This window comes from Pseudolysinimonas sp. (genome assembly GCF_031389465.1).
Lineage (GTDB): Bacteria > Actinomycetota > Actinomycetes > Actinomycetales > Microbacteriaceae > Pseudolysinimonas_A.
In genome coordinates this window covers 1-13489 of the sequence record NZ_JANMSQ010000097.1, presented here as the reverse complement: position 1 = coordinate 13489, position 13489 = coordinate 1, and the positions used below count along the sequence as shown (strand labels likewise).

At 70.2% G+C, this 13489-nt stretch carries 14 protein-coding genes and 1 pseudogene; 6 read left to right on the top strand and 9 right to left on the bottom strand.

Features of this window, described 5'->3' with window-relative positions; all coding sequences use genetic code 11:
• The first annotated feature begins 18 nt into the window (after positions 1–18).
• Entirely contained in the window at positions 19–1254 is a 1236-nt protein-coding gene (locus RMO30_RS03850) for a glutamyl-tRNA reductase (RefSeq protein ID WP_309709744.1), read from the top strand.
• 116 nt (positions 1255–1370) lie between these two features.
• Here the strand turns inward: RMO30_RS03850 and RMO30_RS03845 are convergent, their stop codons facing one another.
• From RMO30_RS03845 to RMO30_RS03835, 3 genes are read right to left on the bottom strand one after another with little or no spacing between them, the layout of a single operon-like run.
• On the bottom strand, positions 1371–2306 hold the full coding sequence (locus tag RMO30_RS03845) for a type II secretion system F family protein (protein WP_309709742.1): 936 nt from the start codon (positions 2304–2306) through the stop codon (positions 1371–1373).
• Positions 2303–3163, bottom strand: coding sequence for a type II secretion system F family protein (locus RMO30_RS03840; RefSeq protein WP_309709740.1), 861 nt, complete (start codon positions 3161–3163; stop codon positions 2303–2305). The genes RMO30_RS03845 and RMO30_RS03840 overlap by 4 nt, the downstream gene beginning before the upstream one ends.
• The gene (locus RMO30_RS03835; protein WP_309709737.1) at positions 3160–4389 is read right to left on the bottom strand and encodes an ATPase, T2SS/T4P/T4SS family; all 1230 of its coding nucleotides are present in this window, start codon (positions 4387–4389) and stop codon (positions 3160–3162) included. Before RMO30_RS03835 ends, RMO30_RS03840 begins: the two co-directional genes overlap by 4 nt.
• Positions 4390–4518: 129 nt before the next feature.
• Here RMO30_RS03835 and RMO30_RS03830 point away from each other — a divergent pair, with 129 nt between their 5' ends.
• Together RMO30_RS03830 and RMO30_RS03825 are read left to right on the top strand one after the other, a co-directional pair.
• Positions 4519–4764, top strand: coding sequence for a hypothetical protein (locus tag RMO30_RS03830; RefSeq protein ID WP_309709735.1), 246 nt, complete (start codon positions 4519–4521; stop codon positions 4762–4764).
• Positions 4761–5243 carry a PIN domain-containing protein gene (locus RMO30_RS03825; RefSeq protein WP_309709732.1) on the top strand — a complete coding sequence of 161 codons (483 nt, stop codon included), beginning with the start codon at positions 4761–4763 and terminating at the stop codon, positions 5241–5243. Before RMO30_RS03830 ends, RMO30_RS03825 begins: the two co-directional genes overlap by 4 nt.
• Here RMO30_RS03825 and RMO30_RS03820 read toward each other — a convergent pair.
• The 3 genes from RMO30_RS03820 to RMO30_RS03810 are packed head-to-tail and all read right to left on the bottom strand — an operon-like array spanning position 5230 to position 7231.
• Positions 5230–6486 carry a sigma-70 family RNA polymerase sigma factor gene (locus tag RMO30_RS03820; protein WP_309709730.1) on the bottom strand — a complete coding sequence of 419 codons (1257 nt, stop codon included), beginning with the start codon at positions 6484–6486 and terminating at the stop codon, positions 5230–5232. The genes RMO30_RS03825 and RMO30_RS03820 overlap by 14 nt on opposite strands.
• Positions 6487–6515: 29 nt before the next feature.
• Positions 6516–6848, bottom strand: a complete 333-nt coding sequence (locus RMO30_RS03815) for a YciI family protein (protein WP_309709728.1) — start codon at positions 6846–6848, stop codon at positions 6516–6518.
• 26 nt (positions 6849–6874) lie between these two features.
• Positions 6875–7231, bottom strand: a complete 357-nt coding sequence (locus tag RMO30_RS03810) for a YciI family protein (protein ID WP_309709725.1) — start codon at positions 7229–7231, stop codon at positions 6875–6877.
• Positions 7232–7327: 96 nt separating this feature from the next.
• Between RMO30_RS03810 and RMO30_RS03805 the strand changes: the two genes are divergently transcribed.
• Both RMO30_RS03805 and RMO30_RS03800 read left to right on the top strand, forming a co-directional pair.
• Positions 7328–9088, top strand: coding sequence for a dynamin family protein (locus RMO30_RS03805; RefSeq protein WP_309709723.1), 1761 nt, complete (start codon positions 7328–7330; stop codon positions 9086–9088).
• Entirely contained in the window at positions 9085–10665 is a 1581-nt protein-coding gene (locus RMO30_RS03800; RefSeq protein WP_309709720.1) for a GTPase, read from the top strand. Before RMO30_RS03805 ends, RMO30_RS03800 begins: the two co-directional genes overlap by 4 nt.
• On the opposite strand, the gene RMO30_RS03795 is transcribed toward RMO30_RS03800, so the two are convergent.
• Together RMO30_RS03795 and RMO30_RS03790 are read right to left on the bottom strand one after the other, a co-directional pair.
• The gene (locus RMO30_RS03795; protein WP_309709718.1) at positions 10662–11540 is read right to left on the bottom strand and encodes a DMT family transporter; all 879 of its coding nucleotides are present in this window, start codon (positions 11538–11540) and stop codon (positions 10662–10664) included. The genes RMO30_RS03800 and RMO30_RS03795 overlap by 4 nt on opposite strands.
• A 33-nt stretch (positions 11541–11573) precedes the next feature.
• Complete coding sequence (locus tag RMO30_RS03790; protein ID WP_309709715.1) at positions 11574–12449, bottom strand: alpha/beta fold hydrolase; 876 nt, start codon at positions 12447–12449, stop codon at positions 11574–11576.
• 78 nt (positions 12450–12527) lie between these two features.
• Between RMO30_RS03790 and RMO30_RS03785 the strand changes: the two genes are divergently transcribed.
• Positions 12528–13160, top strand: coding sequence for a TetR/AcrR family transcriptional regulator (locus RMO30_RS03785; RefSeq protein ID WP_309709712.1), 633 nt, complete (start codon positions 12528–12530; stop codon positions 13158–13160).
• On the opposite strand, the pseudogene RMO30_RS03780 reads toward RMO30_RS03785, so the two are convergent.
• Positions 13138–13489 (bottom strand): annotated as a pseudogene (locus RMO30_RS03780) (hypothetical protein); the annotation flags it as partial. The gene RMO30_RS03785 and the pseudogene RMO30_RS03780 sit on opposite strands and share 23 nt — an antisense overlap.

The following is a 13489-nucleotide window of genomic DNA, read 5'->3' as shown; positions in this document are numbered from 1 at the left end:
CCTAGGTAGAATCGGCTGGTGCTGTTCTGTCTGACGGCGAACCATCGCAATACCGAGTTCGACGTTCTCGACCGTATCTCGCGGGTCGCCTCGACGACCGCCGCGGATGTCATCGTCGAGTCCGATTTCGTGCGGGGCGCCGTCGTACTGGCGACCTGCAACCGCTTCGAGGCCTACCTCGAACTCGACGAACCGCTCACCGCGGGGCCCGAACTCGCGATCGAAGCAGTGATCGAAGCCCTCGCGCTGCGGGCGGGCGAGGATGCCGAAACGCTGCGGGCGACCGGCGTCGCACTCACCGGTCAGGATGTCGTGCGCCACCTGTTCGCCGTCAGCTCGGGTCTCGAGTCGATGGTCGTCGGCGAAGAAGAGATTGCCGGTCAGGTGCAGCGCGCGCTGCGCGAGGCCCGGGAAGCGGGCACGACCTCGAGCGAGCTCGAGCTGCTCTTCCAGCGGTCGGCGCATGCCGCGCGCGAGGCGCGGGCCCACGGCGATCTCGCCGCTGCCGGCCGCTCGATCGCGCGCGTCGCCCTCGACATGGCCGACTCCCGGGTGCCCGACTGGTCGGAGGTCACCGTACTTCTCGTCGGAACGGGCAGCTACGCCGCGACGACCGTGGCGGCCCTCCGCGCCCGCGGGGCCACCGACGTCCGCGTGTTCTCGGCGACCGGTCGCGCCCAGCAGTTCGCCGTGCGCTACGGGGTGGGCGCCGAACGGGATCTGCGCGAGGCGATTCGATCGGCCGCCGTTGTGATCACCTGCACGGCTCGCTACGTCGTGACGGCCGCCGACATCCCGGACGGCGCCGCGCGCCTGGTGATCGACCTCGGGTTGCCCCGCAACGTCGAACCCTCCGTCGGGTCGCTGCCGGGCGTCGAACTGCTCGACCTGGAACTCATCGGCCGGCACGCGGTGCTTCCCGAACTGGGCGCAGGGGTGCAGAGGATCGTCGGCAACGCCGCTGCGGCGTTCGAGTCGGATCGGCGTGCCGCTCCCGCGATCGTCGCGCTGCGCCGCCACGTCGACGAGGTGCTGCAGGCCGAGATCGCCCGGCATCGCGCCCGACACGGCGTCGACGAACGCACCGAGGCCGCGCTGCGACACCTCGCGGGGGTACTGCTACACGAGCCGTCGGTACGCGCCCGGAATCATGCCGCAGCCGGCCAGCTCGAGGATGTCGAGCGGGCGGTCGAAACCCTCTTCGGCGTCCCGCCTCAGGTGCCCAAGGCCCTGGAGGATGACGCCGTCGGTTGATCCGGTGTGAGGCTCCCCGTGAGGCAGCGACCCCGGGATTCGTGCCGATTGGCGCGCTCACCCTCTTCAGCCGCCAGTCGGCACGAATCGTCGACCTGTGCGAAGGTCCGCGCGAGTCAGAAACCGAGCTGAAGCACGAGGATGCCCGGGAAGATCGCGAACGCCACGGTCACCGGAAGAATGAGGAAGACCAGCGGCACCATCATCGCGATCTCTTTCTTGCCTGCCGCCTCGAGCAGAGACCGCTTCGCGTCATCCCTGGAGTCCTGCGCCTGAGCACGCAACACGTCGACGAGTGGAGTGCCGCGATCCAACGCCCCGACGAGTTGATCGACGGTGCGCGACAGCGCCGGCAACTGGATCTCGTCGGCACACCGCTCGAGCGCCACGGCGAGAGGCACCCCGGCGTTGACTTGCGCGACGACCACCGCGATCTCGCGGGCGAGGTCGCCGTTGCCCGCACGGGCCACGCGGCGCAGGGCGTCGAGCACCGCTTCCCCAGCAGAGAGTGAGAGCGTCAAGAACTCGAGCACCGTCGGCAGTTCGGCGGCGATTCGGTCGCGGCGGGATCGGGCCGCGCGCGACAGCAGCTGGTCGGGCAACAGCACCCCGATCGCGGCGCACACCGCGACGATCACCCCGAGCAACAGCGGCGACACGGCCGACGAGCGCGCGATCGCCACGGCGAAGAGGATGCCGACGCCGGCACCCGCGACCCCGGCGAGCAACTGCCGACCCCGCAGCGCCTCAACAGTGAGCTCCCATCCCGCCTGATGCAGCCGCCGCTCGACCGAATCGTCCCCGCCGAACACGGCAACCAACGCCGACCGGATGCGGCGGCCGGCTGGGGCGAGCAACCCACCCACGAAGGGCAGGGGCTCGGCAGGCCGGCGGTTGAGGAACTCGCGGGCTTCGGGCGACACGTCCGCGACGTACGGGGCGACTCGGGTGGCGAGGCGCGTCGCCCCGACCCGCGGCACGAGGCCGAGCAGCGTCCAGAGCCCGAGACCAAGGGTGACGCCGACCGGCACCGCGAGGGCGATGAGCGTCACGCGAACCACCGTCGCTCTTCGGGCAACCGGCCGAGGGCGATCATCGCCCGGTAGGCGACCACCGTCACGGCAAGCCCGACGCCGAGCAGCGCGAGGCCGGCGGGGCTGTTGTACGCCGTCGCGGCCTCGGGGCGCGAAGCGAGAAGCAGCAACACGACCCACGGCGCGACGACGCCCAGCCGGGCGGCGCCCCGCACCCACGACTGCCGTGCCTCGACTTCGGTCCGCACTGACGTCTCCGCTCGGATCGAGGTCGCGAGTGCCCGCAGCACGGCGGGTAGCTCCGAGCCGCCGACCTCGCGCGCCATCTTGAGCGTCTCGACGATGCGGTCGGCGATCGGGTCGGCGAGGTCGACCTTGAGCCCATCGAGAGCCGACGCGAGGTTGCCCGAGCCGAGGGCGCGACGCTCGAAGGTGCGGAACGCGAGCCGCGTCTCGGCAGGCCCGACTTCGGCGAGCGCCCCGACCGCTTCGGCGAGCGGCAACCCCGCACGGATGCCCGAGACCAGGTGATCGACGAGGTCGGGCCAGGCGAGGCGCAGCGTCTTGCGCAGCGCACGGGCCCGCGCTGACAACACGGCGAGCGGGACGGCAGCTCCGAGCCCGGCGGCGCCGAGGGCGAGGGCCGGCACGGGCGCGATGGCGAGCACAATCGCAGCGGCGACAAGCCCGCTGAGCACGCTCACCGCGATCGGAACCCCGACCGCCACCGTTCCGAGCCCGGCCTGCGCGAGGCGGGTGCGCCATCCGTCGAGGGGTGAGCGGCGCGGGCGGGCGGATGCCGTGCGCGGCCAGAGGAACGGCGACGCGATCAGCAGCAGGCCCACCCCGAACAGCAGCCCGGCCGCGATCGTCACTTCGACGTCCGCAGGTAGGCGGCGGGGTCGACGCCCGCGCGCTCGAACTTTGCGAGCTGCACGGGCATCGCGCCCGTTGCGACGAGACCCTTCGCGGTGCGCGTGAACAGCCACGTCGACTCGACGACGCCTTCGACCACACGACCCGTCGGGGCGACGATCTCGACGACGTGTCGGTGGCCGGTGCGGTCGAGTTCGGCATGCACGACCAGGTCGATCGATGAGGCGACGGTCGGCACGACGAACGACGCGTCGATGTTGCGGCCGGCGAGCAGCGGGAGGGTCGCGAGTTTCCGTAGCGCGTCGTCGCCCGAGTTGGCGTGCAACGAGCACATCCCGGGAAGACCTGAGTTGAGCGCGATCAACAGGTCGAGCGCTTCGGCTTCGCGCACCTCACCGACCACGAGGCGGTCGGGGCGCATCCGCAACGCCTCTTTCACGAGGCGTCGCAGGCTGACTTCGCCGGTTCCCTCGAGCGAGGCCTGGCGACACTGCAACGCGACCCAGTCGGGGGCGGCGACGGCGAGCTCGAAGGTCTCCTCGACGGTGACGATGCGCTCCTCGGGGCGGGCCGACGCGAGCAGCGCGCCGAGCATCGTCGTCTTGCCGCTTTGGGTGGCACCGGATACGAGGATGTTGAGCCCCGCCCACACGGCGGCGTGCAGAAACTCGGCGGCCTGCGCGGTGAGCGACCCGAGGCGCACGAGTTCACCCAGGTCGCGCATCCCGGAACGGAACTTGCGGATGTTGACCGCCCAATGCGCCCGCGTGATGTCGGGAATCGCGACGTGCAGCCGCGACCCGTCAGGCAGGGAGGCGTCAACGAAGGGGCTGCTGAGGTCGACGCGGCGACCGGTGGAGCGCAGCATCCGTTCGACGAGATCGCGAACGTCGGCTTCGGTGAGGTCGAGATGGATGCGCTCCGAGACGCCGTTGCGGGCGATGAAGATGCGGTCGGGGGCGTTGATCCACACCTCTTCTACCGTCGGGTCGTCGAGGAGCGGTTGCAGCGGCCCGAGTCCGGTGACGGCGGCGATGATCGTGCGGGCGGCAGCCTGCTCGTCGGCGATCAGCGGGGCGGTACCTCCGAGCGCGCGTTCCGAGTAGCTGCGCAGCTCTTCGCGAACGAAACGGTCGGCGAGGTCGGAGTTCGCTGCGAGGTCGACGCCCTCCCGGCGCACCCGCTCGCGCACCCGGTGGGTGATGAGGTCGACGGCTGCGCTCATCCCGCCATTGTGCGAACACGACGCCATCGGAAGCGGTCGTTCTCCACAGGAGGAACATCCGAGGCGCAGCGCGAACCTCGCCTGCTAGGCTGGCCAGAGTTGACTACGCATAAGCAACCGGAGCAAGAGATGGCTGCAAAGACTGTCGGCATCGCCGTCGCCGATGACCTCCGCCCTGCACTGGACGAGGTGGTCGAGCATTTCGGGCACGGCAACCGCAGTGAGTTTCTGCGGCTCGCTGTGCGCGACTACCAAGGTCGGCTTCGGCTCGAGCGGCTGCACGCGCTGCGCGAGGAAGCTCGATCCGAGCGTGGCGGCCGCGTCTACACGTCCGACGAAGTGCTCGACCTGATCCGCGAGACCGCCGCGTCGTGATCGACCCCGCGACGTCGGTCGTTTTCGACGTCAACGTCTATCTCGACTACATCCTCGGCGCGGACGGCTCCTGGCCGTTGCTGCCGGATGTGCCGCCGACGACCGACAATTCCGCGGCCGACGCTGTCTCCCTCGCGTTCGCGTCGCGCTTCCGGTTGTTCGCCTCGCCTCACGTCCTGCGCAACGTCGCTCGAGTCATGCGGGCCGCCGGACAGACGGACACCACGGTCGAGGGATTCGTCACCGCGATCGTGGAGATCTGCGAGTTCTCCGGCGGCGCGGTGATCGAACCGCAGCCCCGCGACCACGGGGTCACCGATCACGAGGACAACCTGATCGCCGCGCTGGTTAAGGATGCCGCGGTCGACGCCCTGATCCTGGTCACCTCCGATCACCATCTGCTCGACCTCGGGCCGAACTGGAACGGGCGACTCGTCATGCGCCCTCGCGACTTCGTTCGCCGAGTCATCGCCCGCTGAGTCGCACCTCGTCGATCCGCCTCTGGAGGAATCTCCGCTCAGGGTCGGAGGGCGCGAGCTCGAGGGCTCGCCGATAGTGCGGCAGGGCTTCGGCGAAGCGACCGCTGCGGCGCAAGAGATCGGCACGCGTCGCGGGGAGGAGGTGGTAACTGGCGAGACGCGCGTCGTAATCCAACACGTCGAGCAGCGCCAAGCCGGCATCCGCGCCGTCGGCCATCGCGACCGCGACGGCACGGTTGAGGTCGACGACGGGTGAGGGTGCGACTCGGGCGAGGCGACCGTACAGCTCGGCGATCCGAGCGAAGTCGGTCGCCGCAGCGGTCGCCGCCGTCGCGTGCTGTTGGGCGATCTGCGCCTGCAACTGGTAGCTGCCGACCACTCCGCCGAGCCGTTGCCGAACGGTCTCCGCCGACTCGAGAACCGCGACACCATCCGCGATGGCGGCATGATCCCAGAGACTCCGGTTCTGGTCTTCGAGCAGCACGAGATCACCGGCGTCGTCGACCCGCGTGCCCGTGCGGGACTGCTGGAACAGCTCGAGCGCGAGCAGTCCCAGCACTTCGGGTAGCTGCGGGGAATCGTGCATGAGGGTGACCATGAGCCGGGTCAGCCGGATCGCCTCATCCGCGAGCGGAGTCCGCACGAGCTCGGCGCCGCTGCCCGACGAGTACCCCTCGGTGAAGAGAAGGTAGAGCACGGCGAGCACCCCACTCGTGCGTTCGGGCAGCAGCTCGGGCGGCGGTACTCGGTAGGGGATGCCCGCGGCACGGATCTTCGCGCGCGCTCGCACCAACCGCTTCTGCATGGTCTGCTCAGTTGCCAGGAAGACGCGCGCGGTCTCGGCGACGCTCAGCCCCATCACGGTACGGAGGGTGAGCGCGACGCGGCTCTCCATCGCGAGCGCAGGGTGGCAGCAGGTGAAGATCAATCGCAGGCGATCGTCATCCAACGCGTCATCGGTGGTCGGCACATCCATCTCATCCCCTCTTTCGGCGTCGATTTCGATCTCACGCGCGAGTCGTGTCGCGGCCTTCTGTTCGGTCGACGCCCGCCGGTGCGCGTCGATGACGAGATTCTTTGAGACGGTGGTAAGCCACGCCGCAGGGTTGTCGGGGATGCCGCGTTGCGGCCAGGAGGTCAGCGCACGGGCGACCGCATCCTGGAAGCAGTCCTCGGAGAGCTCCCAGTCGCCGGTGAGCCGGATCAGCGTCGCGACGATCCGCAGGCGCTCGGATTCCGCCACCGTGGCGAGAATCCGGCTCACCTCGGCTGTCACTCGAACGGCCAGACTGGGCGAACCTCAACGCGGCCGAACCGAGCCATCGGATGCTTCGCTGCAATCTCGATCGCCTCGTCGAGGTTCTCGACGTCGATGAGGTCGAAGCCGGCGATCCATTCCTTGGTGTCGGCGAATGGGCCATCGGTGAGGATCGTCTGGCCGTCGCGCACCGTGACGGTGGTCGCGTCGGAGGCGGGCCGCAGCCGGTTGCCGACGCGGGAAACGCCACGTCTCTCGACGTCGGCGACCCACTCCTCGATGTTGTCTTCTTCGGGGATGTAGGGCGGTGCAGCGGGGTCGCTGACGATGAACAGCAGATATTCCATGGGCTTCTCCTTGAGCGGGCGAGGGGTCAGTCGGTGGGCGGCGTGTGCATGATGCGCCGGATCTCGATCGGCGAGTACTTGTTTTCGGCGAGCCGCCCGGCGATCTCGACGGCCCGCTCGCGATCGGCGACATCGACGATGTAGTACCCGCCGATCCACTCGGTGCCCTCGGTGAACGGGCCGCGCGTCGCGACCGGCTCGCCGTGGTGACGACCGATGACGGCGACGTCGTCGATGTCGAGTTCGTTGCCGTCTACGAGTTCGCCGGTTGCCGCCAGCTCGGCGAACAGGGCGCTGTGGGCCGCGTCGAGGTCGGTCTTCTCACCCTCTTCCCACGCCCTCTCGGCCGTCGCGTTCGAGTGAATGAGGATCATGTAGCGCATTGATGTTCCGCTTCCTGTCGAGGTCAACTACACCAGTACGACGTAGCGGGGTCGAGGAGGAGGACAGCCCTGGGACATCCGGTGCAAGCTAAAGGCGTGACCGACACCCGAGCCCCCGCGATCGTGTCGCTCGAACGCCTCCGAGCATCCCTCGCCGACGCGGGGCTCGATCTCCCCCTCGACGGGGCGGCGGAGCACCGCGAAAATGCCGCCGCGGCGGTGCGGCAGATCGACGACTACATCCGCCCTCGCCTCGCCGACCTCGACGCTCCGTTGCTCGCGGTCGTCGGCGGGTCGACGGGGTCGGGCAAGTCGACGATCGTGAATGCGCTCATCGGAACCCCCACGTCCCGGGTCGGCGTGATCAGGCCGACGACGCGGCAGCCGATTCTGGTGCATGCACCAGCGGATGCCGGGTGGTTCGCATCCGACCGCATCCTTCCCGGCCTCGCTCGGGTGCGCGGCACGATCAGCAGCCCCGGAACCCCCGCGTCGGCGGCCGGTGACTCACCGGCCGCGTCGCGCATCCACGAACTCATGCTGCTCGCACACGATCGGGTGCCGGCGTCGCTCGCGATCATCGACGCGCCCGACATCGACTCGGTCGCCGACGACAACCGCGCACTCGCGGCCCAACTGCTCGCCGCCGCCGACCTGTGGGTGTTCGTCACGACCGCCAACCGGTACGCCGACGCGGTGCCGTGGAAGCTGCTCGACGGTGCCGCCGCCCGGTCGCTCACGGTGGCAGTGATTCTCAACCGGGTGCCGCCGGGAGCGGTCGATGACGTGCTGCCCGACCTCAACCAGATGCTCGCCGCCCGCAACCTGGCCGACGCGCCCGTCTTCGTGATCGAGGAGCAACCACTCGACGACCTCGGGATGCTACCCACCTCTGCGGTCGAAGCGCCGAGAAGCTGGCTGACAGCGATCGCGGGCGACCGGGCCGAACGCACCCGCATCGCAGCCCGCACCCTGGGCGGAGCGATCGAAGATCTCGACCGCCGGGTGGGCGCGATCGCCGACGCCCGGCAGGCACAACTCGACTGGATCGCGGGCGTCGACGCGCTGGCCGCCACCGACTACCAAGCGGCCGTGGATGCCGTCGACGAGGCGACCCGCGACGGCGCGCTGCTGCGCGGTGAGGTGCTCGCCCGCTGGCAGGATTTCGTCGGAACCACCGACTTCTTCCGCAAGGTCGAGTCGTGGTTCTCGCGCACCCGCGACAGCGTCACCGCGTGGGTGCTGGGGCGGCCGAGCCCGGTGATCGACGTCGAGACGCAGATTGAAAGCGGGTTGCACGCCGTCATCATCGACGAAGGGGGTCGAGCCGCTGCGGCGACCTGGGCAGGGCTGCAACGCAGTGCCGCCGGACGCACGGTCGCCGAACGGCATCCCGAACTCGCGGCGCAGAGCCCTGGGTTCACCGACGCGGCGGCGGTGATGATCCGCGAATGGCAGGGCGCCTTGCTGCAACTCGTGCGCGACAACGCGGGCAACAAGCGCATCAAAGCCCGCGTGCTCTCCGCAGGGCTCAACGTCATGACCGTCGCTCTGATGATCGTGGTGTTCGCCTCCACGGGCGGGCTCACCGGCGGCGAGCTGCTGATCGCGGGTGGGTCGGCGGTGCTCGGTCAGAAGTTGCTCGAGACGGTGTTCGGTGAGGATGCCGTGCGCCGCCTCGCCGCGGAAGCTCGCCGCGACCTTCAGGAGCGCATGCAGAAGCTCTTCGACACCGAGCGTTCACGCGTGACGGCGGCACTCGAATCGTTGCGCTTCGGCTCCGCCCCCGAGTCGCTGCGACGGGAGTCGCGCGCTCTGCTCGACGACGTGCGGGCGGCCGCGGGATCCGACTCGTGACCGTCTCGCTCGACGACCGGCTGACCGCGCTGCGCACCCTGCGTGCGGCGGGGGGCGACAACATCCCGGCACCGCTCGCCACCGAAGCGGATGCCGTGCTGACCCGGGCCGGTCGTCGTCGCGAGCTCTCGCCCGGTTCCACCGTCGTCGGGGTGTTCGGGGCCACCGGGTCGGGCAAGTCGAGCCTCGTCAACGCGCTCGTCGGCGCCGAGGTCGCGCGCACCCACGTGCGGCGCCCCACCACCTCGGAGGCGCTCGCGGTGACCTGGGACCCGGAGGGCGCCGTCGACCTGCTCGACTGGCTCGAGGTGCGCGACCGCGTGGTGCGGGAAGATCCTCTCGACCCGCGGGCACGACAACTCGTGCTGCTCGATCTGCCCGACTTCGACTCGATCGAGAGCGGCAACCGGGCGATCGCCGAACGGCTCGCGGCCCAGGTCGACGCGTTGGTCTGGGTGGTCGACCCGCAAAAGTACGCCGACGACGTGCTGCACGCGCAGTTCATCACCCCGCACGCGCGGCACTCCGAGGTCACGCTCATCGTGCTCAACCAGGTCGACCTGCTGAGCGCCGCCGACGTGCCGAAGGTCGTGGCGTCGCTGAAGCAGATCGTCGACCGCGACGGCATCCCGAAGGCGACGGTGCTGCCCGTGAGCGCCCGCACCGGGCACGGCATGCTTGCGTTACGCAAGGCGATCGGCGATCTCGCTGCCACCCGCAGCGCCCGGGATGCCCGGCTCGCCGCCGACATCGCCGCGCTCGCCGACCGGCTCGAGTCTCCGGGCGTCGTCGGCCGCCTTGACGCCAGGGCCCGATCCCGCCTCCTCGAAGAGATCGGCGTCGCGGCGGGAGCCGACGTGGTTGCCCGTGCCGTCGCCGGGTCGTACCGCAAACGCTCCGCACAGGCGACCGGGTGGCCGGTCGTTTCGTGGATCGCCCGCCTGCGCGCCGACCCGCTCACCCGACTCGGCCTCGGCCCGAAACGCACGGGCGGCGACCCCGCGGTACACCGCACGAGCCTGCCGCCGCCGAACGCCGCCGCGAAGGCCAAGGCGTCGATCGCGGTGCGCGAGTTCGCCGACACCGCCGCCGACGGGCTCACCGAGACCTGGCGCGGCACTCTGCGATCCGATGCCGAACGCTCCCTCGAGACGCTGCCCGAAGCCCTCGACCTCGCGATCGCCCGCACCCGATTGCCCGCCCGCGGGTCGTGGTGGTGGGCGATCTTCGCCATCCTGCAGTGGCTCGTGGTGCTGGCCGGTCTCGTCGGCGCGGGCTGGCTGCTCGCCGCCGCACTGCTGCCCCGCATCGGGATGCCCGCACCCGAGATCCCGCAGGTCGAAGGATGGGCGGTGCCAACCCTGCTGATCGTCGGCGCCGTGCTCGCCGGCATCCTGCTCGGTCTTCTCGGTGGGGTGCTCGGCGCGATCACGGCGGCCAGCAGGCGACGTCGCGCGCGCAAGCGGCTGCTCGCCGAGATCGAGAAGGTCGTGGCAGAGAAAGTCGTCGCCCCACTCGAAGCCGATCTGCAGCGTGCGCGCGACTTCGCCGCCGCGCTCAGGGTCGCCGGCAGCTAGGCGCGGGACAACCGCACCCGCACGGCGAGCGCGGCACAGAGGATGACGACGAGTCCGCCGAGCAGCAGCGGGAGCGTGAGCTCCTCGCCGAGCAGCAGCGCCGCCCAGGCGAGCGTCAGCACGGGTTGCACCAGCTGCACCTGGCTGACCCTCGCGACCGGTCCGATCGCGAGGCCGCGGTACCAGGCGAAGAACGCGACATACATGCTGACCACCGCCAGGTAGGCGAACGACGCCCACTCAACCGGCGTGGCATCCGGGGGATGCAGCGCCCACGAGATCACCGTCAGCACCGTCATCACCGGGGCGGCGAGCACGAGTGCCCACGAGATCGTCTGCCACGCGCCGAGCTCCCGCGAGAGGAGTGCGCCTTCCGAGTAGCCGAGCGCGGCGGCGATGACGGCGCCGAAGAACAACAGGTCGGTCCACACCGGCGGCCCGAATCCGTCGGCCTGCAGCGACGCGAAGACGAGAGCCGCGACGGCGCCGAGAGCGGCGAAGATCCAGAACGGCAGCGGTGGCCGTTCGTGCCCGCGGATGACGGCGAACACCGCGGTCGCCGCCGGCAACAGGGCGATCACGACGGCGCCGTGGCTCGCGGACGCCGTGGTGAGCGCGTACGAGGTGAGCAGTGGGAAGCCCGCGATCACCCCCGCCCCGACGAGCGCCAGCCGCCACCACTGCGACCCGCGTGGTCGGCGCTGCCGGGTGATGCCCAGCACGAGGGCGGCGAGGATGGCCGCGATGACGGCCCGGCCCGCCCCGATGAACAGCGGCGACAGCCCGCCGACCGCGATGCGGGTCAGCGGCAGGGTGAGCGAGAACGCCAGCACCCCGACGAAGCCCCAGAGGAGTCCGAAACGGGATGCGGGCATCCTCGGACTCTACGGTTGACCCCGGTCAGCCTCTCAGAGCCGATCGGCGACAAGTGGCTCCCGCACCCCGTCGGCGAAACGCGCGATTTGGCCCAGCACCTCCGGGTCACTGAGAATGCGCAGGTGCCCCAGCCCCTCGGTGAGCATCAGCTCGGTCGGCCCGTTGTGCGCTTCGGCAATCAGCTCCGACTGCTGCGGGTCGACGACCGGGTCGCGCCGGTCGTGCACCACGAGGAGCGGGGTGCGGATGTCGGCGGGGTCGAGTTCGGCCACGAAGCGGTGCCAGATGTCGTCGACCTGCGGAAACGTGCGTCGCTCGATCCGAGAGCGCAGGCCGGCCCGGGCGCGGCCGGTGAGACCAGCCAGACGCGCGAACTCGTTGAGGATCTCGTCGACGTCGTGAACTCCCGCGACGGTCACGAGCCGGCTGGCGAGAGCCCCCTCGCGCACGGCGAGGAAGGCCGCGAGCGCGCCAAACGAGTGGGCGACGATCGTGTCGAATCCGCCGTGCCGGGCGCTCAACCGGGTGATGATCTGGGCGTAGTCGAGCACCGTCGTGAAGGTTCCCGACGAGGCGCCGTTGCCGGGTGCGTCGAAGGCGACGATGGTGCGGTTGGGCGACTCGAGTTCGCGGACAACCGCTGAGAAGCGCGACGCGCGGCTGCGCCAACCGTGTACGAGCAGCACGATCTCAGGGCCACGACCCCAGGTGTACGTCGCGACGCGGGTTCCGGCGAGGTCGAGCGTGGCGCGCGCCGCGCGGGAGTGCACCTCCGCATCGTGCGGGCGCACGCACTCGGGCCTGCCGAGGTTGCGCCAGAGCCGGTAGCCGAGTTCGGCGGCGAGCGGCGAGGCGATGACGCTGAGCACCTTCAGGGTGGTGCGAGCGGCGCGGGGGGCGAAGGCCATGGGTCTCTCCATCTATCCGTACGATCGTTCGTATATAATCAGAACGAACGATCGTACGCAAGGTGGAAGATGGATGTCATGACCGTGACCGATGGACGTCGGGCGCGCGGGGATGTCTCTCGCCAGGCCGTGATGGCGATCGCCGTCGACCTCGCCACGGTTTCGGGACTCGACGGTCTGTCGATCGGGGGCCTCGCCTCGGCGGTGTCGATGAGCAAGGGCGGCATCGCGGGGCTGTTCGGCTCCAAAGAGGAGCTGCAACTCGCCGCCGTCACCTCGGCCGCTGAGATCTTCCAGCGCGTCGTCATCGTGCCCGCGCTCACCGCTCCGGCCGGCCTCCCCCGCCTCCACGCACTGATCGAGGCATGGCTCGACTACAGCGAGAACCGCGTATTTTCGGGAGGTTGCTTCTTCGCCGCCGCGACCGCCGAGTACCGCTCGCGCCCCGGTGCCGTTCGAGATGCGGTCGCGGCGAACCTCCGCCGGTGGCACGAGTTCCTCGCGGGGGCGATCACCCGGGCGGTCACCACCGGAGATCTCGCCGAAGGCACCGACCCGACGCAGCTTGCCTTCGAGATCAGCGCAATGCTGGATGCCGCCAACGACCAGTCGCTTCTGTTCGACTCCGCGAAACCCTACGCCCGCGCACGCACGGCAGTCGACGCGCTGCTCGCCCGCCAGCTGACCGCTAGAGCCGCCCGGCCCACCTGAGCACGCGCATCGCACGCAGGGCGTTCCACCGCAGGGCGTGGTCGTCGCCGACATCGCCGTCGAGGTGGCGGTGGCTGATCACCTTACGTTCGACGAGCGGCCAGCGGCCGTCGGCATCCCGTGCCTGTTCCACGCGGTCGAGCGCCTCGCTCACCCGCGGGTCGGGCGGGTCGCCGACGCGACGGAAGTGGTCGAGGGCGCGCAGGATGTCGTAGCGCCAGCGCTGCGGAAGCCCGAATTCGAGGTACCCGTCATCCACGATCTCGCCGGAGCGCTTCGACCGGAACAGGCCACGCTCGAGCAGGTACTGCTCCCCGCGGACCCGGGCA